The organism is Kitasatospora sp. NPDC005856, from assembly GCF_040629945.1.
GTDB lineage: Bacteria > Actinomycetota > Actinomycetes > Streptomycetales > Streptomycetaceae > Kitasatospora.
In genome coordinates, this window is record NZ_JBEXWT010000036.1 from 30,013 (window position 1) to 56,019 (window position 26,007).

Annotated in this window: 22 protein-coding genes and 1 pseudogene; 6 read left to right on the forward strand and 17 right to left on the reverse strand. The window is 73.0% G+C overall.

Annotation, left to right across the window (positions count from 1 at the left end):
- Positions 1-1,035: trypsin-like serine protease (locus tag ABZ449_RS22185; RefSeq protein WP_360348410.1), on the reverse strand; the 1,035-nt coding region annotated here is incomplete at its 3' end.
- Between the two features lie 303 nt (positions 1,036-1,338).
- On the opposite strand from ABZ449_RS22185, the gene ABZ449_RS22190 reads away from it, so the two are divergent.
- Positions 1,339-2,067: a carbon-nitrogen hydrolase family protein gene (locus ABZ449_RS22190; protein ID WP_360348553.1), complete on the forward strand. Its 729-nt coding sequence runs from the start codon at positions 1,339-1,341 to the stop codon at positions 2,065-2,067.
- A 223-nt stretch (positions 2,068-2,290) separates the two neighbouring features.
- Here ABZ449_RS22190 and ABZ449_RS22195 read toward each other — a convergent pair whose 3' ends face one another.
- From ABZ449_RS22195 to ABZ449_RS22210, 4 genes are all read right to left on the reverse strand, one after another.
- Entirely contained in the window at positions 2,291-4,660 is a 2,370-nt protein-coding gene (locus ABZ449_RS22195; protein ID WP_360348413.1) for a Helicase associated domain protein, read from the reverse strand.
- Between the two features lie 72 nt (positions 4,661-4,732).
- Positions 4,733-5,461: a helix-turn-helix domain containing protein gene (locus ABZ449_RS22200; RefSeq protein ID WP_360348416.1), complete on the reverse strand. Its 729-nt coding sequence runs from the start codon at positions 5,459-5,461 to the stop codon at positions 4,733-4,735.
- Positions 5,458-7,677: a hypothetical protein gene (locus ABZ449_RS22205; protein ID WP_360348419.1), complete on the reverse strand. Its 2,220-nt coding sequence runs from the start codon at positions 7,675-7,677 to the stop codon at positions 5,458-5,460. The genes ABZ449_RS22200 and ABZ449_RS22205 overlap by 4 nt, the downstream gene beginning before the upstream one ends.
- Before the next feature lie 7 nt (positions 7,678-7,684).
- Positions 7,685-8,017: a helix-turn-helix domain-containing protein gene (locus ABZ449_RS22210; RefSeq protein ID WP_360348422.1), complete on the reverse strand. Its 333-nt coding sequence runs from the start codon at positions 8,015-8,017 to the stop codon at positions 7,685-7,687.
- A 399-nt stretch (positions 8,018-8,416) separates the two neighbouring features.
- On the opposite strand from ABZ449_RS22210, the gene ABZ449_RS22215 reads away from it, so the two are divergent.
- Complete coding sequence (locus ABZ449_RS22215; protein WP_360348425.1) at positions 8,417-9,652, forward strand: hypothetical protein; 1,236 nt, start codon at positions 8,417-8,419, stop codon at positions 9,650-9,652.
- A gap of 745 nt (positions 9,653-10,397) precedes the next feature.
- Positions 10,398-11,123 (forward strand): annotated as a pseudogene (locus ABZ449_RS22220) (ABC transporter substrate-binding protein); the annotation flags it as partial.
- A 136-nt stretch (positions 11,124-11,259) separates the two neighbouring features.
- Here ABZ449_RS22220 and htpG read toward each other — a convergent pair.
- The 4 genes from htpG to ABZ449_RS22240 all read right to left on the reverse strand — a co-directional run bounded on the left by htpG (position 11,260) and on the right by ABZ449_RS22240 (position 16,069).
- Entirely contained in the window at positions 11,260-13,209 is a 1,950-nt protein-coding gene (gene htpG / locus ABZ449_RS22225; protein ID WP_360348428.1) for a molecular chaperone HtpG, read from the reverse strand.
- Positions 13,210-13,384: 175 nt separating this feature from the next.
- Positions 13,385-13,984 (reverse strand): hypothetical protein, encoded by a 600-nt coding sequence (locus ABZ449_RS22230; protein ID WP_360348431.1) that lies wholly within the window; start codon positions 13,982-13,984, stop codon positions 13,385-13,387.
- Between the two features lie 157 nt (positions 13,985-14,141).
- Positions 14,142-15,125, reverse strand: a complete 984-nt coding sequence (locus ABZ449_RS22235; protein ID WP_360348434.1) for a serine hydrolase — start codon at positions 15,123-15,125, stop codon at positions 14,142-14,144.
- A complete protein-coding gene (locus ABZ449_RS22240) occupies positions 15,122-16,069 on the reverse strand; it encodes a LysR family transcriptional regulator (RefSeq protein ID WP_360348437.1) in 948 nt (315 codons plus the stop codon). Before ABZ449_RS22240 ends, ABZ449_RS22235 begins: the two co-directional genes overlap by 4 nt.
- Before the next feature lie 190 nt (positions 16,070-16,259).
- On the opposite strand from ABZ449_RS22240, the gene bla reads away from it, so the two are divergent.
- Together bla and ABZ449_RS22250 are read left to right on the forward strand one after the other, a co-directional pair.
- Positions 16,260-17,234, forward strand: a complete 975-nt coding sequence (gene bla, locus ABZ449_RS22245) for a class A beta-lactamase (RefSeq protein ID WP_360348440.1) — start codon at positions 16,260-16,262, stop codon at positions 17,232-17,234.
- A 32-nt stretch (positions 17,235-17,266) separates the two neighbouring features.
- Positions 17,267-18,307 (forward strand): MBL fold metallo-hydrolase, encoded by a 1,041-nt coding sequence (locus tag ABZ449_RS22250; RefSeq protein ID WP_360348443.1) that lies wholly within the window; start codon positions 17,267-17,269, stop codon positions 18,305-18,307.
- A gap of 36 nt (positions 18,308-18,343) precedes the next feature.
- On the opposite strand, the gene ABZ449_RS22255 is transcribed toward ABZ449_RS22250, so the two are convergent.
- Positions 18,344-19,201: a helix-turn-helix transcriptional regulator gene (locus tag ABZ449_RS22255; RefSeq protein WP_360348446.1), complete on the reverse strand. Its 858-nt coding sequence runs from the start codon at positions 19,199-19,201 to the stop codon at positions 18,344-18,346.
- A 139-nt stretch (positions 19,202-19,340) separates the two neighbouring features.
- Here ABZ449_RS22255 and ABZ449_RS22260 point away from each other — a divergent pair, with 139 nt between their 5' ends.
- Complete coding sequence (locus tag ABZ449_RS22260) at positions 19,341-20,120, forward strand: NAD(P)H-dependent oxidoreductase (protein ID WP_360348449.1); 780 nt, start codon at positions 19,341-19,343, stop codon at positions 20,118-20,120.
- A gap of 79 nt (positions 20,121-20,199) precedes the next feature.
- Here the strand turns inward: ABZ449_RS22260 and ABZ449_RS22265 are convergent, their stop codons facing one another.
- From ABZ449_RS22265 to ABZ449_RS22295, 7 genes are all read right to left on the reverse strand, one after another.
- Positions 20,200-20,361 carry a hypothetical protein gene (locus ABZ449_RS22265; protein WP_360348452.1) on the reverse strand — a complete coding sequence of 54 codons (162 nt, stop codon included), beginning with the start codon at positions 20,359-20,361 and terminating at the stop codon, positions 20,200-20,202.
- Positions 20,362-20,658: 297 nt separating this feature from the next.
- Positions 20,659-20,949: a hypothetical protein gene (locus ABZ449_RS22270; protein WP_360348454.1), complete on the reverse strand. Its 291-nt coding sequence runs from the start codon at positions 20,947-20,949 to the stop codon at positions 20,659-20,661.
- A gap of 158 nt (positions 20,950-21,107) precedes the next feature.
- The gene (locus tag ABZ449_RS22275; protein ID WP_360348457.1) at positions 21,108-21,413 is read right to left on the reverse strand and encodes a hypothetical protein; all 306 of its coding nucleotides are present in this window, start codon (positions 21,411-21,413) and stop codon (positions 21,108-21,110) included.
- A 345-nt stretch (positions 21,414-21,758) separates the two neighbouring features.
- The gene (locus ABZ449_RS22280; RefSeq protein ID WP_360348460.1) at positions 21,759-22,136 is read right to left on the reverse strand and encodes an SH3 domain-containing protein; all 378 of its coding nucleotides are present in this window, start codon (positions 22,134-22,136) and stop codon (positions 21,759-21,761) included.
- A gap of 30 nt (positions 22,137-22,166) precedes the next feature.
- A complete protein-coding gene (locus ABZ449_RS22285; RefSeq protein WP_360348463.1) occupies positions 22,167-23,255 on the reverse strand; it encodes a helix-turn-helix domain-containing protein in 1,089 nt (362 codons plus the stop codon).
- 219 nt (positions 23,256-23,474) lie between these two features.
- Positions 23,475-24,266, reverse strand: coding sequence for a LuxR C-terminal-related transcriptional regulator (locus tag ABZ449_RS22290; RefSeq protein ID WP_360348466.1), 792 nt, complete (start codon positions 24,264-24,266; stop codon positions 23,475-23,477).
- A 31-nt stretch (positions 24,267-24,297) separates the two neighbouring features.
- A complete protein-coding gene (locus tag ABZ449_RS22295) occupies positions 24,298-26,001 on the reverse strand; it encodes an amidohydrolase (protein WP_360348469.1) in 1,704 nt (567 codons plus the stop codon).
- Between the last annotated feature and the right edge of the window lie 6 nt (positions 26,002-26,007).

Here is a 26,007-nt window from a genome sequence, read left to right on the forward strand (position 1 = left end):
CGTGAAACCCTGCCAACCGTTGCCGATCCTGACCGGCTGCGCACTGCTGTAGCCACGGCTGCTCTCCCCCGGGTACAGCAACAGATCACCACTGGCGTCATTGCGGACGACGATGTCCTGGTGACCGTCGCCGTCCCAGTCGGCCACCCCGAACGGCGTGAAACCCTGCCAACCGTTGCCGATCCTGACCGGCTGCGCACTGCTGTAGCCACGGCTGCTCTCCCCCGGGTACAGCAACAGATCACCACTGGCATCGTTGCGGGCAATGATGTCCTGGTGGCCGTCGCGGTCCCAATCGGCCACCCCGAACGGGGTGTAGGGCAGTTTGGTCAGCTGGCTCAGCAGCCAGTCACGGTTGGGGCCGGCCCCCACCTCGCTGTACGAGGCGGCACCGCCGCAGCTGGCCCCCTTCAGGACACCTGCCTGCACGGTGTCACCGCCGCCCTGCGGGGTCACCAGGAGCGGGCCGCCGCTGTCGCCCGGGCATGGGCCCTTGTCGACCATGATTCTCTTGATTCCGAGATTGTCCGGTTGCGGCGGCGTGATGAAGACGCTGATGAACTGCAGTTGGCTGGGCAGGACACCGGCTGCGTTCAGTCCCCAGCCGGTGGCTATCCCCTGGTCGAACTGCGTGAACGGCCCTGCGGCCACACCGTCCCACAGGAAGGCCTGCGCCGGCACGGCAAGCTGAACGGGAGTCACATTGGTGATGGGGGAACTGAGTTCGAGCAGGGCCACGTCGTTGTGTCCGCCGATGTAGGCGGGGTTTCGCAGGATCCGCTTGATTCCGCGGATCTGTCCGCCCGTGGCCGCCATGTTGTTTCCGACCCGCACCGTCATGTCGCCGACCGAGGTCGGCACCGAGCAGTGCACCGCGGTGAGAACCCAGCTGGGGTGGATCAGGGAACCCGTGCAGAGGCCGCCGACGGCGGTATTGCGCACCTCGGCCACGAACGCCAGATCACCGTTCGAAACCGGGTTTCCACCGGTGATGGCGTGCGCCGCCGACGGGACGAGAGTTGGCAGCACGGCCACGAGCGATGCTGCGAGAAATCTACCGCTTATCCCCTTCATCGAACCTCCAGGGAACCAACCCCCCAGATGGATCTCACGAGAGCGGGCTGCCGCGCCCGCATGACGTCACGCTAAGTCCTCGATTCGGCGAAGGCGCGGGTGAGGCGGGCAGCCCTGCTCTGATCAGGTGAGCACGCTCAGCCGGACGCTTTCCCACCAGCACTCGAACGCGTTTGCCCTGGAAGAATGCCCCCCCAGGACGTGGGTCGACATCAAGGACGTCCACGGCCCCCGGGGTTCCGCCCGTGGCGGGCGGGCGGGATGATGGCGGGTGTGATCGTCGCAGCTGCGCAGTTCGCCCCGGCCGCCGGGGATGTCGAGGGCAACGTCCGTACGGTGTCCGGCCTGATCCGCCGGGCCGGTGCCGAGGGCGCGCGCGTCGTCGTCTTCCCCGAGCTGGCCCTCACCGGCTACGAACCGACCCTCATCCGCGCGACCCCGGCCGCTCGTCTCACCGAGGCGGACGCCCGGCTCGATCCGGTACGGGAGGCCTGCCGCGCGACGGGGGCGGCGGCCGTCGTCAACGGGCCCGTGCTCATGGCCGGGGCGCAGGGCCGGGCGGGTATCACCTCGCTGGTCGTCGGCCCGGACGGCGCGCTCCTCGCCCGCTACGACAAGAGGCATCTGTACGGCGTCGAGGCCGAGGTCTTCGCCCCGGGCACCGCCGACGGGCGTTTCACCCTCGACGGCGTCCGGTTCGCGCTCGCCACCTGCTACGACAACCGCTTCCCCGACATCGCCGAGCGGGCCGCCTCGGACGGCTGCACCGTCTATCTGGCGAGCTCGGCGTTGGACGCCGACAACGACTCGTTCGAGAAGGTGTATCCGGTACGGGCCAGGGAGTTCGGGCTGTACGTGGTCCTGGCCGACCTCCTCGGCCCGAGCGAGGCGGGCCCGTGCACGGGCCGCAGCGGTGCGTGGGGCCCGGACGGCGAGCGGATCGCCGACGCGGGCCCCGACCGGGAGGGGTTCGCCCTCGCCGAGGTGGGCTGACGAGCCCGCCGGGTGCACTCGGCGGCACGCAGGACGCTCCGGCGGTCGTCCGGGGCGCCGCCACAGGAAGTCGGCTTCATCCCAGGTAGTCGACGCGCACCAGACTGGTGTCCGGGATGACGATCACGTGTCGCTTCTGTTCGGCCCAGCCGTTCGGCAGGAGGAACGGAACCAGCGCCATGGCCGCACGCGGTCAGGTCGGGCGGACGGAATCCACGGCTTCTCAGCCGGCGACGGTCTCGGCATGCCGGTGGAGGGCGTCCAGGAGCGCGGTCTGCCGGTCGGTCAGCTTGCCCTCGGTGCGGGCCGTCGCCTGCTTGCGCAGCCAGGTGCCGGGGCGGAAGGCGGGGTCGTCGCCGAGGCCGGTGCGGTTGGCGGGGCCGGTGAGGGTGCCGCCGGCGGCGAGGTAGGCGAGCAGGCGGCGGTAGGAGCGGTTCCAGTCCGGCTCCAGGCGCCACAGCTCGTCCAGCGTGGTGAGCTTCGCAGCCTGGTCGGCGGTGAGGTTCTCGGCCTTGCGCTGGCGGCGCATCCACGCGCCCACCGCGTAGTCGTCGAGCTTCGCGGTCGCGGGGATCGCCAGGTGGCCGTGCTGGTGGTGGAAGGCCTTGGCGTAGGCGTGGCCGCGTTCCCAGGCGTTGGCGTGCTTGGACCAGATCATGCCCAGTGCGTCCAGCTCCGAGACGCGGGCCGGGTCGAGCAGGTGCCGGCCGCCCAGGTGGCGCTGGCGGGTGAGCCAGGAGATCAGCTCGGCGTGCTCGGTCTTGTCGGTGGGGTCGAGGTGGCCGTGCCGGAGGTGGAATGCGGTGGCGACGGCGTGCATGCGCTGCCACTCGACGGCCCGCGGGTTGAACGCGCGCAGCTTGACGGTCTGGAGGATCCGCGCGGCGTGCCGGCGGGCGTCGATCTTCAGCCACTCGATCGGCGACTCCACCGGCGCCGACCGCTGCTCCCCCGCGCCGCCGCCGGCTGCGGCGGCCTCGCCCTCGGCCGGCTCGGCCGCGGTGGTGTGCGCGGTGCCCTGGGAGCGGTGGGCGCGCAACTCGGTGATCCGGCCGACGACCCGGGCGTCGTGCGCGGCCAGGGCGCGCAGGACCCGCCAGATCGTGCGGAAGGAGCTGGCTTCGATCTCGGTGTCGGCCTCCGCCTTCACGGCCTCGCCGGCGTCGTGGATCTCGGCCGGGTCGGCGGTGGCCGTGTCGTCGCCGACCTCGGGTGTCGGGAGGTGGACCGGGATGATGACCCAGGACACCTTGCCCTGCCGGTAGGACTGGCGCAGCGCCCGTCCGACGGCCTGGACGATGTCGATGACGGACGACTTCGGGTCCGCGAAGCAGACGGCGTCCACCGCCCTCACGTCGATGCCCTCCGAGAGCAGGCGGGCGTTGGCGAGGATGCCGCACTCCTCGCCGTCCTCGCCGGTGTGGTTCTTGAACTCCGTGAACGCGGCCCGGCGGTCCTTGAGCCGGTCGGTGCCGGCCACGGCCTTCGCCCGGATCCGCTCGGGGCGCTCGGCGTCGGGCAGCAGTTCCGAGGCGTCCGGCAGGGTGGTCGCGAACTCCCGTGCCGCGCTGACGCGGGAGTGGAAGGTGATGACCCGGCGCAGGCCGAGGTCGGCGACCGCGCGCAGCACGGCGATCTGCAGGGCCAGGCGCAGGAGTTCCTCGTTGGAGCGCTGGGTGCGGAGGTCCGCGACGGCCGGGAGGCGGAGCAGTTCGCGCAGGTCCTCGTCGGTGACGACGGGGACCAGGACGCGGTAGTCGGCGAGGTAGCCGTGTTCGATGCCCTGGCCGAGGGTCCAGGTGAAGACGGTGGGGCCGTAGATGCTTTCGTCGTCCATGGAGCAGAGCGCGGGCAGCTTCGCCGTGCCCTCGCTGTCGGCGTCGCCGAGGTCGGCCAGTCCGTCCTTCGCGCGCCGGTCGTCGGCGATCCGCGGGGTGGCGGTGAAGTAGAGGCGGCGCGCGGCGGGGACCTGGGTGTCGTCGTGGACGGCCGCCCACGCTTTGCCCTCGGCGCCGGCGGTGCGGTGGGCCTCGTCGACGACGACCAGGTCCCAGGCCGGGAGGCGGAAGTCGCGGTGGGCCTGGACGATCCGCTCCAGCGAGGCGTACGTGGCGTACACGGTGACGGGTTCGCCGGCCTTCTCGGCGGCGACCAGGTCGGCGATCCGCGGGGCCTGCGTCGTCACCCGGGCGTGGACGCGGCCGCCGGCCTCGGCGCTCTCCAGCGCCTCCTCGCGCGAGCAGGCCGCGACGGCCAGGCCCCGGCGGCCGCCGCGCAGCGACCAGGCTTCGGCGGTCTGCTCCAGCAGCTCGATCGTCGGCACCAGCACCAGCACCCGGCCCTTCGCCGCCAGGCGGCGGGCGCAGCCGGCCGCGATCAGCGTCTTGCCGGAGCCGGTCGCCGCGACGACCGTCGCCCGGCCGCCGTCCTTCACCTCGCGCACCGCGGCCGCGACCGCGTCCTTCTGGAACCCGTGCAGCGGCAGCGGGTTGACCGCGGTGGTGCCGGACGGCTGCGCCGGGACGGGAGGCTCGGCCTGGGCGCGCGGAGCGGCCGGCGCGTCCTGCTCGGCGGCGGTGGTGGTGGTCTCCACGGCGGCGGTTCTCCTTCGTCGGCCGGGGTGGTGCGGGAGGGCGGTCGGGTACCGGGCGGGATCGGCCGCCGGTCAGCCGATGAGGACTTCGGAGGTCTGGTGGCCGGTGGGGGTCCAGGTGCGGATCTCCAGGTAGACGATCTCGGCGTCCTCGGTGGCGCGGCCGCTCTCCACCAGCCAGGTCTTCACGGCGTGGACGACGTCGCCGTGCGAGTCCGCGACCCGCCGCGACCACTCGGCGGCGGGGAAGCCGCCGGTGGCGGCGGAGCCGTAGGTGCGCTCCTCCGTGCCGTCCTCGCGGGGCACCACGCCGCGCCGGATGCCGGGCGAGTCCTGCCTGGACCCGGCCGACAGGATGAAGTAGCGGGACAGCATGCGCACCGTCAGGGCGACCCGACCGTCCGCGGCCGCGGCCGCGTGGATCACGCCGGCGAGGTGCGCGGCGCCGGACCTGATGGCCTGCTTCCCGGCCCGGCCGGCCATGCTCCCGCCCGGGGTGCCGATGACGTCCTTGCCCCGCACCCGGGCCTTCTGACCGGTCTTCGTGCGGCGGCGCTGCACGTTCTCCTGCGCGACGGCGCCGAGTACCTCGGCGTCGCGTTCGCCGCCGCGTACCGCACGGACGACCTGGCGCAGCGCGTTCACGAACGCGGCGCCCTTGCCCTTGGTGAAGAACTGCGAGACGAGCGAGGCGTCACGGCCGAGCATCTGCGCGACCTGGCGCTTCGTGTAGCCCTCGTCGATCAGATCCTGGGTCAGGCGGGCGGCCTCGTTCGGCCGGCTCCGGTCGGCCGGGCTCACCGGTCGGCTCCCTTCGCGGCGGCGAGTTCGGCGCGGCCGAGGCCGCGCAGTTTCAGGTACTGCTCCTGGCTGGTGGGGTGCTCGACGGGGCCGGTGAGGTGGCCCTTGAGGAGGTAGTCCCCGGGCTCGCCGCGGTAGGGCCAGGGCTGGCGCTCGGTCAGGGCGATGCCGTCGGTGCCGAAGTAGACGACCGTGCCGGGCTTCGCGTGGAGGGCACCGGCGTGGCCGATGACCTCCTTGCCCTGGCGGTACTTCATGTCCAGCAGCGCCGCCCGGGCGCCGGACCACACGTAGGCGGCCCATTCGGGGTGGGCGTACGGGTCGCGGGAGAAGCCGGCCTGCCGCTGCCAGGTCACCACCTGGTCGTCCTGGCCGAGGATCTCCACGCCGGCCGGGAGCGCCTCGCCGATCGGGGTGGTGCCGGAGACCAGGCGGGGGCGCTGGGCGAAGCCGCCGAGGCCGAACAGCAGCACGGAGCGGACGGCGCGGGACGCGAGGTAGGCCGCCTGCCGCTGGCGCTCGTCGCCGTGCACGCGGGAGAGGTTGGTCAGGTCCGCCCAGGCCGACTTGAGGCGCTTGCCCCACTCGTCCAGCGGCTTGCCGTCCTCGAAGAGCAGGCCGCCCAGGATCTCGACCTTCCACGGCATCAGGTGGTTCGACAGCGCCAGGTGGACCTCCGCGCCTCCCGCCCAGGTGGTGAAGGTGGCGCCGGGCTCCGAGGGGTAGGTCCAGGCGCGGTCACCGGTCACGGGGGCCGGGAGCAGGCCGACGTGGTTCCAGCCGGCCGGGACGGTCACGCGGATGTTCCAGTGCGAGCAGCTCATCAGGGCCTTGACCTGCTCCTGCTCGCTCATCGCGGCGAACGCGGCGGCGGTGACGCGGCGCGGGGTGCCGACCGGGGACTTCCACAGGTGCTTGGCGTAGGCGAACGTGCGGTCGTACTCCACCAGGGCGGGCAGTTGTTCCGGGACGCGCGGGGGCAGGATCAGCTCGGTGCGGCCCTGGCCGCCGGTCACGTGCAGCAGGCCTCGCAGCTCCTCGCTGAGGACCGGGTAGCCGCCCGCCCACCTGCCGGTGGTGGGGACGGTGCGCGACCACAGGTCCCGGCCGGTCTGCGAGGGCGAGCCCATCAGGACCGCGTCGTCCCAGTGCCGGCGCAGCGCCTGCCACAGCAGGGTGAACGCCTGACGGCAGGTGACGACGTCGGCGCCGTCCGGGTCGAACCACTCCCCCATGGAGCGGATCTCGGTGGTGGCGCCGTCCGGCGCGGCGGCGGGGGCGTAGCGGCCGACGGGCTGGCGCTGGTGGACGAAGTGGCCGGCCAGCTTGTCGCGGCCGGAGCCGACGGCGGTGGTCCACCGCTCCGATGGGGTGTTCAGCCAGGCGGCGACGGCGTCCTTGAGCGTGCTGTGGCGCTCGGCGCCGTCGTGCCAGGGGGCGCCGGCGGTGATGTAGATCCGTTCGGTGCCGGGTGCGGCGGCGAGGACGGCGTCCAGGAGTTCGCCCGGGGTGCGGGTGCCGAGGTCGAGCCGTACGACGCGGTCGCGCACGGCGAGGTCGCCGGTCGTGGCGTCCAGGAACACCGTGGCGCGGGTCTGTTGGACGAAGTTCGGGCGCTTGGAGGACAGACCGGTCGTCACGGCCTCGAACCGGGCGCCCGCCGGGCCCTCGGGGAGGGTGGGCAGCTCGCGCGGCCCGACGGCGACCGGAGCAGCGGGAGCCGTCCGGACGGCCGGCGCGGCGGCGGGCGCGGCGGCGGGCGCGGCCGGGGCGGGCTGCACGGCGACGGCCTGGGCCTCGACCTCGACCTCGACCGGGGCCGGGGCCGGCTGCTCGGGTGCGGCGGCGGTGCGGGTCAGCGCCGGAGCGACCGCGCTCGCGGGCTCGGCGGCGGGCGCGGCCTCGGGCGCCGGGGCGGGTGCGGCGGCGGCAGCGGCGGCCTGGCTGTCGGCCCTGGCGGCGCGGACGGCGGCCGGGGTCGGGTCCAGCAGCGGGGCGATCCGCACGACGTCGGCCAGCGTCAGCCCGGAGGCCTTCGCGATGGCCGGCGCCTGGGCGCCCTCGTACCCCGCGAGCCCGGCCACGCGGCGCGCGCGTTGGGCGGTGAGCTTGTCCAGCTCCTTCTGCGCGGCCGCGACCTGCTTCTCGGCGGCCGTGATCCCGGTGCGCAGCTCGCGCAGACCGGCGAGCTCGGCGGTGTACGTCTTGCGGTCCATCAGCGGGTCACTCCCCCTCGGTGGTGGCGTCGGTGTCGGTGTCGAGGGGGCGGGCCCGGCGGGCGAGGGTGAGCCAGCCGTCCGGGCCCCGGGTGCCGTGGATGTCGGCCAGTCCCGCGAGCAGGAAGGCGTACGCGCCGCGTTTGGGGGCCCGCGGCTGTGCGGTGCCGCTCTCCCACTTGGCGAACGTCTCCCGCCGGGTCTTCAGGGCCTCGGCCACCTCGACCTGGGTCAGGCCGGCGGCCTTGCGCAGTCGTTCCCGCTCGGCCGGTTCCGGCAGGTCACCGCCGTCGCGGGCCTTGGCCAGCAGCGCGTCCACCGCCGCGAAGATCTCGGACATCACATACCTCCTATCCGGAAAGGCAGCATAGAACAACTCTCCTAGCGCAGCATTTTTCATCGCATGAACATCGCACTGGCAACCTCATGAGGCGCTCATGACGCTTGGCCGGCGTGGACTGCCGCCGGCCTTCCGCCCGCCGTACGGCGGCGGCCCGGTCCTGGTGGCAGGCGGGGACAGTGGGCGGCTCGCCGGCCTCGTGTGCACCGCGTCTTGGTCCTGCCCGCCGGATGGCGCGGTGGGACGATGGCGGTGTGGAGCCGCTGTACGACTGGTTGTCTCAGCGGGGTGTGGACACCGGAATGATCTGGGGACTCCCACGCTGGAACGTGGGCGTGCCGCCGGACGGGGACGGCCGGTCGGACCGGCGCACCGTGCGGCCGCGGGAGGGCGGGTGCCATGACCAGCGGCCTGCTGGACGTCCGGGCGCAGACGGCGGACGAGGCGGCCCTGTGGGCTCGGCGGGCCGTCCGGTTGCTGCGGGGCGCTTCGAAGCGGTTCCGCCGGATCCATGGTGACGTCGCGGACCAGGTCATGGAGCTGGGGCGGCTGTACGACCGTTGGCAGCGCACGACGGCCATGGCCACCCGGGCGCTTGCCGCGTTCTACGCCTCGGGCGCCTCGCTGGACCCCGCGGTCGAGGAGTTGCGCCGGGCCGAGACGGACGAGGTCATCGCGGCCGACGAAAACAGCGTGAGCGAGCTGCGGGCGCTACGGTACGGCCTGCTCGAACTGCAGCGGCGGGCAGGGGATCGGTGGCTGCGGGTGGGACGGGGAAAGCTGGTCTACCTCTACCCGTTCGCCGTACGCGGTGTGGAGCCCGAGAAGCTGGTCGAGGCGGTCGGGCAGAACGAGGCGTCGCGTTGGGAACTGGTCGGCACCCGCCCGGTCAGGACGCACGGCTCGCTCGATCTCGACGACGTGTGGAAGAGCCACGACGGCTTGGGCCGCCGCTACGACGGTGCGCTGGTGGTCATGCCGGACGCCGTCGTCCGTGCGCCGGACGGGCGTGAGCGGGCGGAGGCCGGGATGAGGCCGAGGGCTTCGGCCGTGGCTCCGTGGCCTCGATGCGGTCGGTGCCCCTCCCCCGGCCGGTCAGTCCTCCATGCGCAGATAGTCGTCCAACGGGACCTCACTCATGCGCTGCGTGACGATCGGCCGAAGCAGCGCGGCGGTTGCTCCGGCGATCGCTCCCAGCGGCGCCACGAGGGAGCGGTCGACTCCCGACAGGCCGCCGGTGCAGAGGTAGGCACCAGCGATCGCGCTGATCAGCACCTCCTTGGGGTCGGCCGCGGGGAACTCGAAGTCCGCGTTGCTCGGGATCACCGAGACGATGGCGACGGCCAGCGGGCTCGCATCGGGCCGCCCCACGATCTTGGCGCCCACGTCGGCCGCGGCACCGTCACCCAGAAAAATGAGCCGAGCGAATTCTCCCAGCTCGCCTACCTCTTGCTCGGTGAGCGGGGCGACGGCCCCGAGCCGGAGCAGGTGGTAGCGAATCCTGTGGATATTCGCGTCCTCCATGAAGAATTGCCTGGACTCGTTGACGGCCTGCTCGGCATCCCTGAAATCAGTCATCGTCTCGCACTCGCCTGGGAAAGCTTCGGGGCTGTTCCACATTGTGGACTGCCATGACAGCATCGGGGACTGTCATGAAGCGTCGCCGACCTGCGGAATCCCCTCAGATCCGAACTCGCGGACAGGGGCGGCGACACCCTTGTCGGGGCTAGGACTGGATTCGTTGAAGTTCTGCCGGAATTCACCCCCTGAAAACAGGGAACGATATCTTGCGTCAAAACGTATCCGCCGGATCCCTGACGCGGTCCGGCCTCGGAGGATTCAACCCCGCGGGGGGTCGCTCTGCTTTTGTCGCCTGACACAACAGTAGTCCTGGATCTTGCCGGTCCGCCAGTGCCTGTCGTCCCCGGCAAGAGAGCGCAGAGCGCTCCTGGCCCCAGGCCCTGGTGACGCTCTGTAAGAGGTCTCGCGTTCGCCACGATGGAGTGGAGCTGCACGTGGTGGCTCCACTCGGACGTCGGTGAGCAGGGCCGGCCGGCCGGGCATCGGGGCGACCGTCAACGGAGCGCCGTCGTGCCGAGTGCGCCGCCGCGGAGCGCCGCCGGCTGCACGGTGGCGCGGCTGTCGGGAGAACCGAGCTGCTCGCACTGGAACATCCGCGTGACCGTCCCGGCCGGCTGGAACCACGTCGGCCTGCTCCCGGCCCCCGTGACCGGTGACCGCGCCTGGACCTACCCCTCGGAGCCCGGCGCCACCTTCACCACCTGGGCGGGAGGCGCGGAGGTCCACCTGGCGCTGTCGAACCACCTGATGCCGTGGAAGGTCGAGATCCTGGGCGGCCTGCTCTTCGTCGCCGCTCCTCGGCGACATCCAGGTCCGCAAGGCGGTGCAGGAGAGCATCGACCGCGCGCAGATAGCGAAGATCCGGTTCCAGGGCCTCGACTACAGCGAGCCGCTGCCCGGCTCGGCGGTGCTCTACAGCTTCCAGCAGGGCTACCAGGACAACGTCGCCGCCGTGCTGACGTACGACCCGCAGGAGGCACGCAGGACCCTGGACGCGGCCGGCTGGAAGCCCGGGGCCGACGGCATCCGCACCAAGGACGGCAGGGCGCTCGAACTCGGCTACACCCTGCTCGGCGACGACCCCGTCGAGAAGGCCACCGCCGGGGCGTTCACCGCGATGCTCAAGGCCGTCGGCGTGAAGGTGGACGTCAACAAGGTCTCCGAGAACGACTTCTCCAAGGTGCTCAGCGACCGCCGCTTCGACCTGTTCATCTCCGGCAACCGCTCGACGGACCCCTTCGGCGCGCGGTACCTGTGCGACTTCTACTGCTCGGACCGTGACTCCAACATCACCGGAGCCGGCACCCCCGAGCTGGACGCGGAGATCCGCGCCACCGCGGAGATCGCCGACCTCGGAGGGCAGATCGCGGCCGTCAACAAGGTCGAGCAGAAGGCCCTCCAGCAGTACGCCTTCCTGCCGCTCTACAGCGGTCCCTCCACCTACGGCATCCGCAAGGGCCTCGCCAACGTCGGTGCCACCATCTTCTACAGCCCGCTGCCCGAGACCATCGGCTGGCAGAAGTAGCACCACCGGCGCCCGGGCCGCCCTGTCACCCGCGTGGGTGGCAGGGCGGCCCGCCGTGCCGGTACGGCCCCGGGCCGCTGCGTGCGGTGCGGCCCGCCGGGCGCTTCCGGCGGCGGCGGGCCGTACCCGTGGGGAGTTACAGGCTGCGGGTGAGGCGGTCGGTCAGGAGCCGGGTGAAGCGGGCCGGGTCGCTCAGGTCGCCGCCCTCGGCGAGCAGGGCGCTGCCGTGGACGAGTTCGGCGATGTCGGCGAGGGTCGCGTCGTCGGGGTTCGTCCGGTGGGCCTGGTGCAGGGCGGTGACGAGGGGGTGGGTGGGGTTGAGTTCGAGGATCCGCTTCACGGGGGGAAGGTCCTGGCCCATGGCCCGGTACATCTTCTCCAGGGTGGGGGTCAGGTCCTGGGCGTCGCCGACCAGGCAGGCGGCGGAGGTGGTGAGCCGGGTGGAGAGGCGGACCTGCTTGACCTGCTCGGTCAGGGTGCTCTGCAGCCACCCGAGGAGGTCGGCGAAGTCCTGTTCGCGCTGGGCCTTCTCCGCCTTCGCCTCGTCACCGCCGTCGGTGTCGGCGTCGTCGAGGTCGACCTGGCCCTTGGCGATGGACTGGAAGCGGTGGCCCTCGAAGGCGGGGATCTGGTCGGTCCAGACCTCGTCGACGGGGTCGGTGAGGATCAGGACCTCGTAGCCCTTGGCGGTGAAGGCCTCCATGTGCGGGGAGTTCTCCACCATCTGGCGGTTCTCGCCGGTCAGGTAGTAGATGGTGTCCTGGCCGTCCTTCATCCGCGCGACGTACTCGCGCAGCGTGGTCTCCTTCCGGGCGTCGTGGGTGGAGGCGGCCGAGACCAGGTCCAGCAGCGCGTCGGTGCTGTCGTGGTCCTCGAGCAGGCCTTCCTTGATCACCCGGCCGAACTGCTCCCACAGCGCGGTGTAGGCGTCGGTGTCGGCGGCCCGCATGCTCTTGAGGGCGGCGAGGACCTTCTTGACGAGTCGTCGGCGGACCGCGGTGATCTGGCGGTCGTGCTGCAGGATCTCGCGGGAGACGTTCAGCGACAGGTCGTGGGCGTCGACGACGCCCTTGACGAAGCGCAGGTAGTTCGGCATGAGCGCGTCGCAGTCGTCCATGATGAACACGCGCTTGACGTACAGCTGCACGCCCCGCTTGGTGTCGCGGGAGTACAGGTCGAACGGGGCGTGGGCGGGGATGAACAGCAGCGCCTCGTACTCGAAGGTGCCCTCGGCGCGCATGTGGATGGTCTCGGCCGGGGCCTGCCAGTCGTGGCTGATCTGCTGGTAGAAGTCGTGGTACTCGGCCTCGGTCACCTCGCTGCGCGGGCGGGCCCACAGGGCCTTCATCGAGTTCAGCGTCTCGGGCGCGCCGGCGGCCTCGTCCGCGGCCTCGTCCGCCGCACCGGATTCGGCGTCCGCACCGACGGGTTCGGCGGCCATCCGGATGGGCCAGCGGATGAAGTCCGAGTACTGCTTGACGATCTGACGGATCTTCCACGCCGCGAGGTAGTCGCCGAGCCCGTCCTCGCCGTCCGCCGGCTTGAGGTGCAGCGTGACCGAGGTGCCCACCGGCAGGCCGTCGGCCTGCGCGACGGTGTAACTGCCCTCGCCGTCGGACTCCCACGCGGTGCCCTGTTCGGTGCCGGCGCGGCGGGTCTGCAGGGTGACCTTGTCGGCGACCATGAACGCCGAGTAGAAGCCGACGCCGAACTGGCCGATCAGGCTCTGCGCCGCGTCCGCGTCCTTGGCCTCCTTGATCTTGGCCAGCAGGCTGGCGGTGCCGGACTTGGCGATGGTGCCGATCAGGTCGACGACGTCCTCGCGGGTCATGCCGATGCCGTTGTCCCGCACCGTCAGGGTGCGGGCCTGCTGGTCGACTTCCAGGGTGATGTGCAGGTCCGAGGTGTCGACCGCGAGGTCGGTGGCGGTGAGGGATTCCAGGCGGAGCTTGTCGAGGGCGTCGGAGGCGTTGGAGATCAGCTCGCGCAGGAAGATGTCCTTGTTCGAGTAGATCGAGTGGATCACCAGCTGCAGCAGCTGGCGGGTCTCCGCCTGGAACTCCAGCGTCTCGGTCGGGCTGGCCACGGGACGTGTCTCCTTCGTGTTCATGCGTTACGTGGTGGAAAGGGGGTTCGGTGGGGTCGCCCGTGTTCGGTCGGGGCGCCCGTGTTCGGTCCGGTGACCGGTGGCGGCGTCGGGATGCGCACGGCCCGCGAGCACCTGCGCCGTGTCGTCCTCCGCGGGCGGGCGCGGTCCCGTGCTACTCCGGCGGCTCGCGCCAGGCGGCGACGAGCTCGTGGAAGCGCGGGAACCGGGCGCCCGGCACGGTCTCGTCGCTGACCGCCTCGCCGTTGAGCCAGCAGATGTCGAAGGTGTCCGTCTCGGTGTCGAGCAGGCAGCACACGCCACCGGTGGCGGCGGTGAGGCCGGTGAACACCTTCCTGACGCTCGCGGACCGCGCGAACATCCGGCTCATGGCCGAGGTGGCCGCGGTGAACTGCAGCGACGCGAAGTCCGGGTGCCATGCGGGCGAGAACCTGACGGTCAGGTAGACGTACCCGACCGGCACCCGTCCTCGCTCGTCGACCCTGGTGAAATCGCTGAGGAAGAACTCGCGCACCGCGTCGTCGACGCCGATCACGATCGAGGTGTCCAGTTCGAGCGTGCCGCCTGCCGAACAGTCGACCGGTTCGCTCGTGAACCCCGAGGTGAACGGCACGATCACCTGCTCGCCGCCCGGCAGGGTCACCGGAAGCGGCGGTGTGTCGCGGCCCCGGGGGGCGAGCTCGGCCAGCCGGGTCAGTGCTCTCCCGACGTTCCGAGGGGGCATGAAGATCTCGTAGCTGTAGTCCAGCCCCATACCGCCTCGCCTCCCCTGTCGCGAAACCGCCATCCTTTCACGGGATGGACCGGCCGTGCGGTCGATGGCTCCGACGGGACCGGCCGGAGGTGGGGCGGCGTCCGCTCCGCCCGTACGGGGACGGGTTTCGGCCCGGCCCGGCCCGGGGCGGGCCGGGTCAGCCCGTCGCGCCGGTCGCCGCCCGTGCCCGGAGGGCGTCGACGGCGAGGCGGGCGGTGGTTCCGATGGCGGCGTCAGCGGCGGGCAGGGTGATGGTGGTGGCGGCGGCGCGGGTGAAGACGGCGAGGGCGTAGCGGCCGCCGTCGGGGTATTCGACGACGCCGACCTCGTGGCGCAGCGTGGGGAGGGTGCCGGTCTTGCCGTGGACGCGGACGTCGTCGTAGGGGAAGCCGGAGGCCAGGCGGTGCGGCCAGACCTGGAGGCCGAGGAGGCGTCGCAGGGCGGCGCCGTGGTCGCCGGGGCAGGCGTCGCCGTGCCAGAGGGCGGCGAGCAGGGTGGTCATGTCGCGGGGGGTGCTGTGGTTGGTGAAGGCGGGGTCGAGGACCCTGAGGCGGGCGACGACGGCGGGGTCGACCGGGGAGTCCGGGCCGGTGTCCTCGGCGAGGGCGGCGATGAGGTCGCGGAGCTTGTGGACGGCGACGGTGCGGCTCAGGCCGAGGTCGGCCATGGTGCGGTTGACGGTGTCGAGGCCGATCTGGTCCCACAGGGTGTCGGCGGCGGTGTTGTCGCTGACGGCCGCGGTGAGGTAGGCGAGGTCGCGCAGGGAGAGGCGGGCGGCGTCGAGCATGGCGGCGAGGCCGGTCCCGCCGGGGGTGCGGCCGGCAGCGGGGACGTCGACCTGCCGGGTCAGGTCGATCCGTCCGGCGGCGGCCTCGCGGTACAGCGTCACGAGCAGGCAGACCTTGTGGACGCTGGCGGTGCTGACGACGGTGTCGGCGCCGAGGCCGATCTCGGCGCCGGTGTCGAGGTCGCGCGCGTGCAGCCAGCCGGTGACGCCCGCGTCGGCGAAGGCCGCGGCGATGCGGGTGCGCGCGGCGCGGCCGTACGGGGCCCGGTCGACGGCCGCGCGGTCGACGGCCGTGCGGCCGGCTCCGGTGCGCTCGACTCCGGTGCGGTTCGCTCCGGTGCGGTCGCTGGTCATAGCGGGAACTCCATTGCGGGCCGGGGGTAGAGCGGGCGGTTGGGCGGCTGGGGCAGCAGGCCGCCGGGGCCGGTCAGCGCCTCGTGGGCGGCCTGGGCGAACAGCCGGACGGCGGGCCCGCCCCGCCCGGCCGGCCAGGCCGTGGAGGTCCGCCAGGCCAGCGGAGTGCCGGTGAGCGGACGCCAGACTGTACCCGGTGGGGGTGTGGTGCGCGGCACCAGGGCGATGGCGCTGCCGGTGAGCACGAGCGCGCCCGCCACGTCCGGTCCCGGCGGGTCGACGACGGCCCCGGGGGTGCAACCGTGCCTGGTCAGCGTGGTGAGGACCTCGTCGTACAGGGCCGGGGCCGTGGCGCGGGGGAAGAGGACCAGGCGCAGGCCGGTCAGTTCGGCCACCGCGAGCTCCGGGCGGTCGGCGTACGGACTGCCGGCGGCGAGCAGCGCGCCGAGCGGCTGGTGCAGGACGGGGCCGAAGGCCAGTCCGTCGGCCGGGCAGGGGTGACGGACGACGGCGACGTCGACGGTGTGCTGGGCGAGTTCGCGCACCACGGCCGCGACCGGCAGCTCCCGCAGTTCGAGCCGGGTGCCCGGGGAGGCGGTCTCGAAGCCGGTGAGCAGCGCGGCCAGGGTGGCCGGCCCGAGTTCGGGCGGGACGGCCGCGCGCAGGGTGCCGGCCCGTCCGCTGCGCAGGTCGGCGGCGGTGGCGAGGAGGCGGGCGGCGCTGTCCAGCGTCTCCTCGGCTTCGGCGAGCAGCAGCCGGCCCGCCGGGGTGAGCTCGACGCCGCGCGGGCCGCGGTCGAACAGGGTCACGCCGAGTTCGCGTTCGAGGCGCTGGATCCGCTGGGAGAGCGAGGGCTGGGCGATCCGCAGGCGCTCGGCGGCACGGCCGAAGTGCCGTTCCTCGGCGACGGCTCGGAAGTGGCGGAGGTGCCCCAGCAGGTCCATGGGCAGCAATCATAGGTGTTTTCCTATCGCCCACTTCACGATTGCGGTCTTGGACTGGGTGGTCGGCGGCCTGTTTAGCTGAGCGCGACGGCGCGACGGCGACGGCATGAGCCACCGCGTCGCGCGACCGCGACAGCGACCGCAACTGCGTCCGCGACCGCGACCGCACGAGCCACCTGGGAGACGACCGATGACGCCCGACCTCCACCGCACCCGCGCCGCGCTGCCCGCGGTGGCCCTGCTCGTGGCCGCGCTGATCGGCGGGTGCGACCGGACGGACGGCGCCTCGACGGCGGCGGCCCCCGGCATGACGGCTCCGGGCGCGACGGAGTCGAGCGCGACGGCCCCCGGCGCGGGGGTGGCGGGCGTGCCCGCGACCGGTTCGGCGGAGGACTCCTTCGCGGCACTCGAGCAGCGGTTCGGTGCCCGGCTCGGCGTGTTCGCGGTGGACACCGGCAGCGGCCGGGAGGTCACCCACCGGGCCGACGAGCGGTTCGCGTTCGCGTCCACGATCAAGTCGCTCGCCGCCGGGGCCCTGCTGCGGAAGGCCTCCGACGCGGACCTGGACAAGGTCGTCCCCTACCGCCAGGAGGACGTGCTGGCGTGGGCGCCGATCACCTCGCAGCACGTGGCGACCGGCATGAAGCTGCGTGACCTGGCCGCCGCCTCCATCCAGTACAGCGACAACACCGCGGCCAACCTCGTCATCGCCGAGCTCGGCGGCCCGGCGGCCGTCCAGCAGTCCCTGCGCGACCTGGGCGACTCGACCACCAGCGTCGACCGCACCGAACCCACCCTCAACGAGGCGACCCCGGGCGACACCCGCGACACCAGCACACCGCGCGTCCTCGCCGCCGACCTGCGCCGCTACGTGCTCGGCGACGCCCTCGCGGAGGACCGGCGCGGGCTGCTGACGGACTGGCTGGTCGGCAACACGACCGGCGGCCCGTACATCCGCGCCGGGGTGCCCGCCGACTGGAGGATCGGCGACAAGACCGGCAACGCGGGCTACGGCACACGCAACGACGTCGCCGTGGCGTGGCCGTCGGGCGGGCGCAGCCCGATCGTGGTCGTCGTCCTGTCCGACCGCGGCAAGGCGGGCGCCACCTCCGACGACGCCCTGATCGCCCAGGCGACGAAGACCGTCGTCAGTGCCCTCGGCTGACCGTCCCCGACCGACCAGGAGCCCCGACCGCGATGATCCGCCCCACCCGCCGGACCGCCACCGAGGCCGACTTCACCCGGCGCCGCCTCGCCCAGCTCGCCGTCCTCGGTCTCACCGCCGGGGCCGCGCCGACCGCCCTGCCGGGCACGGCCTCGGCCGCCGCCCCCTCCGAGGCGGCGTCCGCCGCCCGCGCTTCGGCGAAGGCACCGTCCGCCGGGCGCCCGCACTACGACCGCGCCCGCCGCCTCGCCGCCGACGACCCCGTGCTGCGGGCCCTGGTGACAGCGCTGACCCCCGGCCCCGTCCCTCCCCCGCTGCCCGCGCCCGCGCCCGCGCCCGTCAAGCTGTTCGACAACCTCGTGCTGCTGAGCACGGGCCGGGTCTCGGCGATGGCGGTGCTGACGGACGACGGCATCGTGCTGATCGACGCGCTCACCTCACCTGCCGATGCCGAGGGCGTGATCATCCCCGGGTTGCGGGCGGTCGGCGCCGACCCGGCGGCGATCCGCCACGTCGTCGTGACCCACGGCCACGCGGACCACTTCGGCGGCGCACAGACCCTCGCCGACCGCTACGGCGCCCGGGTGCACATGTCCGCGGCCGACTGGGACCTCCTCGCCCGCACCCGCCCCGCCGACGCCCCCGTCCGCGACCTCGACATCGCGGACTGCGAGCAGCTCACGCTCGGCGGCACGACGATCGAGCTGCACCACACCCCGGGACACACCCCCGGCACCGTGTCCCCGGTCATCCCGGTCCGGGCGGGCCGCCGGCACCACAGCGCGATGCTGTGGGGCGGCCTCAAGCCGCCCTCGACGGTGGCGGGCCTGCGTACCCTCCTCGCCTCCGTCCGCTCCTTCCGGGCCGTCATGCGCCGGACGAACGTGGAGGTCGAGCTCTCCAACCACCCGAACGACCACGGCCTGGAACGCGCCGAACAGCTGCGGCACCAACCGCCCGGCGCCGCGAACCCCTTCCTCCTCGGCGGCCCCCGCACCCAGCGGTACATGGCGGTCATGGACGCGATGCTGCGCGGCCACATCGCCGACGCGGAGGCGGCGGAGGCAGCGTAGCGGCGGAGTCTTTCCCCGGCCGGGCCGGATGTCCTCCTACTCGCGGATCCGGGCGTTCACCGGGGGACGCGCGTCCGCGGTGTCCGCGGTGTCCGCGCCCAGGCCCGCGAGCAGGCGCAGTCCGTCCTCGGCGGGGCTGCCCGGGGCCGCGGACAGCACCAGCAGCTCGATGCCCGGTTCGTCGGGCAGTGCGAAGTTCTCCTGGTGCAGTTCCAGCAGCCCGACCAGGGGATGCCGGTACGCCTTGCGTCCATGCGCGCGGGCACGCACGTCCGCACGGGACCAGAGACGGCGGAAGCGCTCGCTGCCCATCGCCAATTCCCCGACGAGCGAGGCCAGTCGGGGGTCGTCCGGATACTTGCCGGCGGCCAGGCGCAGGTGCCCGACCACGTCGCGGGTGCAGTTCTCCCAGTCCGCGTAGAGGCCGTGCTCGGCTTCCTCGAGGAAGAGGTGCCGGGCGGTGTTCAGGCCCGGCATCGGGCGGCCGAAGAGGAGTCCGGCGAGGCGGTTCCCGGCGAGCGCGTCCAGGCGGTGGTTCATGATCAGCGCGGGTGCGCCGGCGACCAGGTCGAGGACCCGCAGCAGCTCCGGCCGGACCCGGCCGCCCGACACCGTCGTGCGGCGGCGGCGCTGCCGCGCGAGGCGGTGGAGGTGCCCGCGTTCGGTCTCGTCGAGGCCGAGGACACCGGCGAGCGCGTCGAGGACCTGCTCGGAGGGCTGGGTCGCGCGGCCCTGCTCCAGACGTACGTAGTAGTCGACGCTGACGCCGGACAGGTGCGCGACCTCCTCGCGGCGCAGCCCTTCGACCCGGCGGCGGCTGTCGACGGGGATGCCGACGGTGGCCGGGTCGACCCGGGAACGCCGGGTCCGCAGGAAACCCGCGAGATCGTCCATGTCCTCAGTATCGCCTGGTCCGTGGCCCGTGAGGGTGGTCCTGTCGGTACCAGGAAGTCCAGTCCGACGGAAGCGGCGCCCCTGAACGCCGGGCGCCGCGGCGTCCAGGATCGAGGGCATCCGATCCGAAGGAGTTCCCGTGAAGACGCTGATCGTCCACGCCCACCCGGAGCCGAAGTCGCTCAACGGCTCGCTGAAGGACCTCGCGGTGTCCACCTTGGAGGCCGCCGGGCACGAGGTGCGGGTGAGCGACCTGTACGCGATGAACTGGAAGGCGGTCGTGGACGCCGCGGACTACGGCCCCGAGGCTTCGAGTCCGCTGAGCATCGCCCGGGACTCCGGCCGGGCCTTCGAGGCCGGCACGCTCTCTCCGGACGTCCTCGCCGAGCAGGAGAAGCTGCTGTGGGCCGACACGGTCGTCTTCCAGTTCCCGCTGTGGTGGTACACGATGCCCGCGATCCTCAAGGGCTGGGTGGACCGGGTGTTCACCCACCGCTTCGCGTACGGCGTCGGCGAGCACAGCGACACCAAGTACGGCGAGCGTTTCGGCGAAGGCACCCTCGCGGGCAGGAGGGCTCTGCTGTCGGTGACCGTCGGCGGCCCGGAGTCGCACTACACCGCTCGCGGGATCAACGGCCCCGTCGACGACCTGCTGTTCCCCTTCCAGCACGGCATCCTCTACTACCCCGGCCTCGAGGTGCTGCCGCCGTTCGTGCTGTACGGCACCGACCGGATGACCCACGCGGACTACCCGGACGTCGCGAAGGCCTGGGAGGAACGCCTGCTCACCCTGGAGTCGACCGAACCGATCGCGTTCCGGCGGCAGAACTTCGGCGACTACGAGATCCCCTCGCTGCACCTGAAGGAGGGACTGGAACCCGTGGGCCGCACGGGTTTCGGGCTGCACGTGCGCGGCTGACGCCGGCACCGGGACGTCCCCGGCCCGGGCGCTCCCCCTGGAGCGGGCGCCCGGGCCGGGGACGTCGACGGCCGGGCGGCTACAGGTGGACGTCGGAGACCTCGAAGGTCTGGACGCTGTAGGTGCCGCAGTCGGACCAGAACCGTCCGCCGTTCATCACGGTGTCCGCGTAGTACTGGTAGCGCTGACCGTCACCGGCGCCGACGCCGGTGACCCAGCGCTTGACCGGGGCGCCGTGCACGCCGGGCTGCGAGAACGCCGTCAGGTCGAGGGCGACGCTGCGCCAAGTCGCCGCCGGCGCGGGGGCGAGCAGCCGGGGAGCAGCTCCCGGACACGGTGTCCTGTGGCGGCCGGGCGGACCCCCGCGACACCACCCGCGACACCACCCGCGGATCCGGCAGAGCGTCCGGAGAGCGCCCGCCGGAAAGCTCGGCAGGTCGCGCCCGAGCATGAACCTCTTTTCCCACGACAAGGAGGAGCACGGCATCTGACCGTGCTCGACGGTCATGTGGGGCGAGCCCGCCCCCCTCATCCCGTCTCACCCCGTCTCGCTCTGCCGCCGCCGCTCGCGCTCCGCGAACCGGAGTTCCAGTTCCTCGTGCCAGCGAGCCGCGTTGCTGCCGTCCAACTGGCCGGCGAAGGCCCGGTAGGCGGCCGGCACCAGAGCCTCGCGGTCGGCGGGCTCCGCCGAGGCGATCGCCCAGAGCGCGTCGTCGGTGTCGTTGTCCAGTCCGGTGCAGGAACGCGGTCCCCCGCCCGTGAGCACACGCTCCAGTTCCGCGTGGAAGGTCTGCCGCAGCTCCTGGTCGGTCGGCCATCCGTGGCGCATCCGGGCTCCCGTCGACGTCGAATTCGGACTCCCCGTCCTCCGGAGACGACTCGGTTGCCCGGGCCTGTGGTTCCACAGACCGGCTTCGGCTCCGGGGCGGGGAGTTCGACGACCTCCGGTGCCCGCCGGCTGCGGGCCGCCGGGGCGGACCGGTGGCGTCAGGCGGTCTGGTATCCGCCGAGCATGAGCGAGGAGCCCACGCTGGTGCAGTACGCGTAGCTCCAGACGCCCTTGCCGACCGGCTGCCAGGGGCCGTGCACGGTCGTGCCGTTGTTGCACCTGGCGACGGCTCGGAAGGTGGTGGCGTCGGGGTAGTCGGCGCAGTAGACGCCGACGGTGTTGTTGTCGTTCCAGGTGCTGCAGTCGGCCCTCGTCGTGGTCGCCGACGCCGGCGTGGCGGCGGCTCCGAGCGCGAGCGAGACCGCGGCGACGGCGGCCGCGGCGAAAGTACGCATCTTGGTCATGGAATTCCCCTCCCCTAGGTGACAGCGGGCCGCTTCCGGGTGGAACGGCCGCTCCCACCAAGGAGATTAGATGCCGGAGCCTTCCGCTCGGCGGCTCCCGAGGGACGGCGGGACGCACTGCCAAGGACCGGCGACGCTGCGTCAAGTCGGCGACGGCCCGGCGGGGGTCTGGATCACTTTCCCCGGGCTCGGGAAGGAAGTCCGGTTGATCGTCTCGGAGTTGGCCGGCGTCTCGCCCGTCCGACCGGGCCGGCGTGCGGCGCGCCCGGACGGTGTCACGGATGCCGGACCGGCGGCGCGGGGTGTCCGCGCCGCCGGTCGGACGGCGGGTGAGGGGGTGGTGGGTCAGCAGCGGACGCCGCTGCCGCGGTCGGTGAGGAGGTCGTCGCGGATCCAGCCCTTGACCCCGGTGGCGTCGTTGCGGACGTAGGTCCACGTCCCGTCACTGGCCGAGACGAAGCAGTGGTAGTCGATCAGCTGGGTCGAGTAGGACACCCCCAGCACCGCACAGCTGGTGCTCGGGCCGCTGCGCATGTTGACGCCGTTCTTGGCGCTCGCGTGCCAGCTGCTGCTGTCCTTGTCGCCGTAGGACACGTTGCAGGCGGCGAGCGCGGGTGCGGCCGCGGGTGCGGCACCGGCGGGGACGGCGGCGGCAAGCGGAACGATCAAGGTGCCGGCGGCCAGCAGGAGGGCCGTGGCGGTGCGCTTGGCGGAACGGTGCATCAGATCCTCCGTGAGTGTGGCGGGACCGCTTCAGTCCCGCGACCGGGAGGCGCGCTCCGGACCGACGGCCGGCGTGCGCTCCGGTACGACCGTCCCACCGTCGTCGGTGCGGTTCGATGGCGAGGCGTGCCGACCGGTTGGCCGTGCGTGCCGTTCCCGGTCCCTCGCGCGCTCGCGCCACTCGCCGGGTGTCAGGCCGTAGGCGGTGCGGAAGGCGCGGGTGAACTCGGGCGGGCGCGGAAAGCCCCAGCGCGCGGCGACCGCGTGGACGGTGAGCTGCCACAGGCGCGGGTCGGCCAGATCGAGGCGACAGCGTTCGAGCCGACGGTGGCGGATGTGGGCGGCCGGCGTCGTGTCGTGCTTCCGGAAGATCCGGTAGAGGGTGCGCAGCGAGATCCGGTGGGCGTCGGCGAGGGCCCGGGGGTCGAGCCACTCGGCGGGGAGGTGGTCGTCGACGAAGGAGAGGATCTGCAGGTAGAGGACGCGCTCCCGGGAGTCGCCGGGTACGGCGGCGAGCCGGTCGAGGTGGTGCGCCAGGAAGGTCTCGGTCAGGTCGGTGAGCACCCTGCCCAGCCGTGCCGCCTGGCCGGTGTCGTCCGGGGAGTCGCGGCTCAGCGCCGTCATGAAGCCGGACAGCAGCAGGCCCGTGCCCCGGGTCCCGGCGAGCGGTGTCGCGAGCAGGGAGGTGATCTCCTGGTGCGGCAGGTGCAGGAGGCGTTTGGGGACCTGGAACATCAGGCACTGGGTGCGGCTCGGCCCGGGGCCGACGAAGCCCTCGAACGGGCGCGCGCTGTCGTGGACGACGAGGTCGCCCGGGCCGAGGAGACCGCTCCGGCCGGCCTGTTCGAAGCCCGAGCGGCCGCGGCGGACGAACAGGACCTGGTACTGCTCGGGGTCGGACTGCCGGACCAGCCGCGGTGTGCGCCGCATGGCCAGGGGTGAGTAGTTCATGGCGGCCAGCTGGCAGTCCCCCAGCTGCACGGCGCTCAGGTCGGCCTCGAAGCGGTCCGGGTCGAGGGATCGCATCTGTACGGTGACCGTCCCCTGGACCGCGACCTCCCGCCACGCTCCGCTCCAGTCGGTCTCCGGCATCCGGTCGCTGTCGTAGAGCGTTTCCACCCAACCCCCAACCTGACATGGTCGCGCCACGCATGCTACCTCCGGGGCGCAGGGGACGACGAGACGAAGAGCCGTCAGGAGACCGGTGCGAGCACGTTCACCGGGACCCCGGGGACCGGAGCCGGAGCCCTACGGGCGGCGGCGAGGGGATCCTCGGCGGCTCGTTCGGGCGGCCGGCGTCGCGGGACGCCGGCCGGGAGCGGCGGCGGCCGGTCCGCGTCAGCGGGGGCAGCCGATCCCCCAGGCGGCGGCCCGGGCCGCGGCGGCCGCGCGGTTGGGGAGGTCGAGCTTGGCGAGGATGTGCTCGATGTGGGTCCCCACGGTGCGCGGCGTGACGTACAGCCGCTCGGCGATCTCCCGGTTGGTGCGACCGGTCGTCAGTTCGGCCAGGACCTGGAGTTCCCGTGGCGAGAGTCCGCCCGGCCGGGTCGCCGCGGCCGGTCCGGCCGCGGCGGCCTCCTCGGAACGCGGGTCGGCGTGGGGGGCGACGGCCGCGGCGTGGGGGGCGACGGCCACGGCGAGCGCCTCGCTGAGCAGGGTGACCACCGCACGTGCGGGTTCGGGCGCGCACCGCGGCCGGCGGGTGCTGACGTTCAGCATGCCGACGTACCGGCCGTCGGCGGCGAAGAGGCACTGGGCCACGCCGTCCTCGATGCCGAGCGGGCGCAGCACCTCCCGGAAGCCCGGGGAGGCGGCCAGGAGCCGCCCGGGGACGTCCCCGAGCCACAGGCCGCCCCGGGCCGGGCTGCGGAGCACGGGGAACACCGGATCGCGGTGCAGGCGCGTCTCGATGTACGCGGTGGCGTCGTCCGGGTAGCTCCCGGCCAGGGTGGTGTGGTGCCCGCGCAGCGGATCCCACCGGGCCAGGGAGGCGTGGTCGTACTCCATCACCCCCGACAGTGCCGTCAGGACGGTGTCGAGGCCGGTCGTGCCGGCCACGGCGTTCCTTGCGGCCTCGCGGACGCCGACGGCCGCGTCCAGGATCTCCGCCACGCTCCGTTCCGCTGCCATCGTCCAAGGATGATCATGTGCCCGGATGGCGTCAAACGCGCGGGGCCTCGTGCACGATCCGCCCGTCCATGACGGTGAGGACGACGGGCATCGTCGGGATGTCCCGGGGGTCGGCGGCGAGCAGGTCCCCGTCGAGCACGCACAGGTCCGCGGCCTTGCCCGGCTCCAGGGAGCCCTTCCAGTCGTCGGCGAAGTCCTGCCAGGCCGCGTCGATCGTGTAGGTGCGCAGCGCCTCGGCCAGGCCGATGCGCTGTTCCGGGCCGCTGACCCGGCCGGCGGCCTTGGACTCGCGCAGCATCATGGTGGCCAGGCCCTGGCGCCAGTCGGGGTGCGTGACGGGCGCGTCGGATCCGCTCGCGACCCGTACGCCGGCGTCGATGGCGTCGCGGTACGGCCATGCGTACGCGGCCCGTTCGGCGCCGACGAGTTCCTCCTCCATGTCGGCGACGGTCCACTTGATGGTGGGGTTCATGTTGACGCCGAAGCCGTGCGCGGCCAGCACCTCCATGCTGTGCGCGGTGAGGAAGTCGCCGTGGATGACGTAGTGGCGGGCGTCGGGCCGCGGGTGCTCGGCCATGGCCGCGGCGAAGGCGTCCGCGACGGTGTCGATGGCCCGGTCGCCGGTGACGTGGACGCCCAGTTGGTGCCCGGCGGTGTGGGCGAGCCGGATCATGGCCTCGATTCCGGCGGTGCGCTCGGTGTCGGTGTCGCCGCCGACGCACAGGGCGCCGCAGCCTCCGCTGACGTACGGCTCGTGCATCCAGGCCGTCTTGTTGGGGACGATGCCGTCGGCGAAGACCTTGACGCCGTGGACCGCGAGGCGGCGCGGGTCCGTGTCGCCGGGTGCGCCGAGGTCCGCGAGGCCGCGGGCGAACTCCTCGGTGGTGCTCGCCATGCCGGTGGGCAGCAGCAGGACGCCGACGCGGGCGGTCAGTTCGCCGTCGGCCAGCAGCGCGCGGTAGACGTCGAGGGTCTCCTCGCCGAGCGCGCCCCGCATGATGCCCTCGCCGCCGGGGCCGAGCCCGGGCTCGGTGTAGCTGGTCACGCCGAGCCGGGCGAGGGTGGCGAGGGTCGCCCTGATCGCGTCGGTCCGCTCCTGCCGGCTGAGCGGCGGCAGCGCGTTCTGGACGAGGGCCTGGGCCCCCTCGTGGAGCAGCCCGGTGGGCTCCCCCGTCTCGTCGACGACGATGGCTCCGCCGGGCGGGGCGACGGTGTTCCGGTCGATGCCGATGAGCTCCAGGGCCTTGGAGTTGACCCAGGTGGCGTGTCCGGAGAAGGAGTACAGCACGACGGGGTGGTCCGGGCTCACGGCGTCGAGGTCGCGCCGCGAGGGCGTGCGCGACGGGTCCAGGAGGCACTCGTCGAGGTATCCGGTGTCCCAGCCGTGCCCGGTGATCCACTGCCCGGCCGGGGTCCGTCCGACCGCCTCGCGCACCGCTTCGGCCGCGTCCCCGAGCGAGGACACCGCGGGGTGGCCGAGGTCGAGGGAGAGCGGCGGTGTGGCCGTGCCGAAGGCGCATCCGTGCAGGTGGGAGTCGTTGATGCCGGGAAGCAGGGTCGCCCCCCGCAGGTCGACGACCCGGGTGCGGGGCCCGATGAGCGGTGCGACGTCGTCGTTCCGGCCGACGGCGCTGATGACCTGGCCGGTCACCGCCAGGGCCGAGGCGACGGAGAAGTCCGCGTCGACCGTGACCACCTGCCCGTTGAGAAACACCAGATCCGCGTGCGTGTCCACAGGAAC

Coding starts and splice junctions, on each gene's coding strand:
- ABZ449_RS22190 (WP_360348553.1), top strand. CDS start 1,339: ATGGCGGGTGTGATCGTCGCAGCTGCGCAGTTCGCCCCGGCCGCCGGG.
- ABZ449_RS22205 (WP_360348419.1), bottom strand. CDS start 7,677: ATGGACCGCAAGACGTACACCGCCGAGCTCGCCGGTCTGCGCGAGCTG.
- ABZ449_RS22210 (WP_360348422.1), bottom strand. CDS start 8,017: ATGTCCGAGATCTTCGCGGCGGTGGACGCGCTGCTGGCCAAGGCCCGC.
- ABZ449_RS22215 (WP_360348425.1), top strand. CDS start 8,417: ATGACCAGCGGCCTGCTGGACGTCCGGGCGCAGACGGCGGACGAGGCG.
- ABZ449_RS22230 (WP_360348431.1), bottom strand. CDS start 13,984: ATGGGGCTGGACTACAGCTACGAGATCTTCATGCCCCCTCGGAACGTC.
- ABZ449_RS22235 (WP_360348434.1), bottom strand. CDS start 15,125: ATGACCAGCGACCGCACCGGAGCGAACCGCACCGGAGTCGAGCGCACC.
- ABZ449_RS22240 (WP_360348437.1), bottom strand. CDS start 16,069: ATGGACCTGCTGGGGCACCTCCGCCACTTCCGAGCCGTCGCCGAGGAA.
- bla (WP_360348440.1), top strand. CDS start 16,260: ATGACGCCCGACCTCCACCGCACCCGCGCCGCGCTGCCCGCGGTGGCC.
- ABZ449_RS22250 (WP_360348443.1), top strand. CDS start 17,267: ATGATCCGCCCCACCCGCCGGACCGCCACCGAGGCCGACTTCACCCGG.
- ABZ449_RS22255 (WP_360348446.1), bottom strand. CDS start 19,201: ATGGACGATCTCGCGGGTTTCCTGCGGACCCGGCGTTCCCGGGTCGAC.
- ABZ449_RS22270 (WP_360348454.1), bottom strand. CDS start 20,949: ATGCGCCACGGATGGCCGACCGACCAGGAGCTGCGGCAGACCTTCCAC.
- ABZ449_RS22275 (WP_360348457.1), bottom strand. CDS start 21,413: ATGACCAAGATGCGTACTTTCGCCGCGGCCGCCGTCGCCGCGGTCTCG.
- ABZ449_RS22280 (WP_360348460.1), bottom strand. CDS start 22,136: ATGCACCGTTCCGCCAAGCGCACCGCCACGGCCCTCCTGCTGGCCGCC.
- ABZ449_RS22290 (WP_360348466.1), bottom strand. CDS start 24,266: ATGGCAGCGGAACGGAGCGTGGCGGAGATCCTGGACGCGGCCGTCGGC.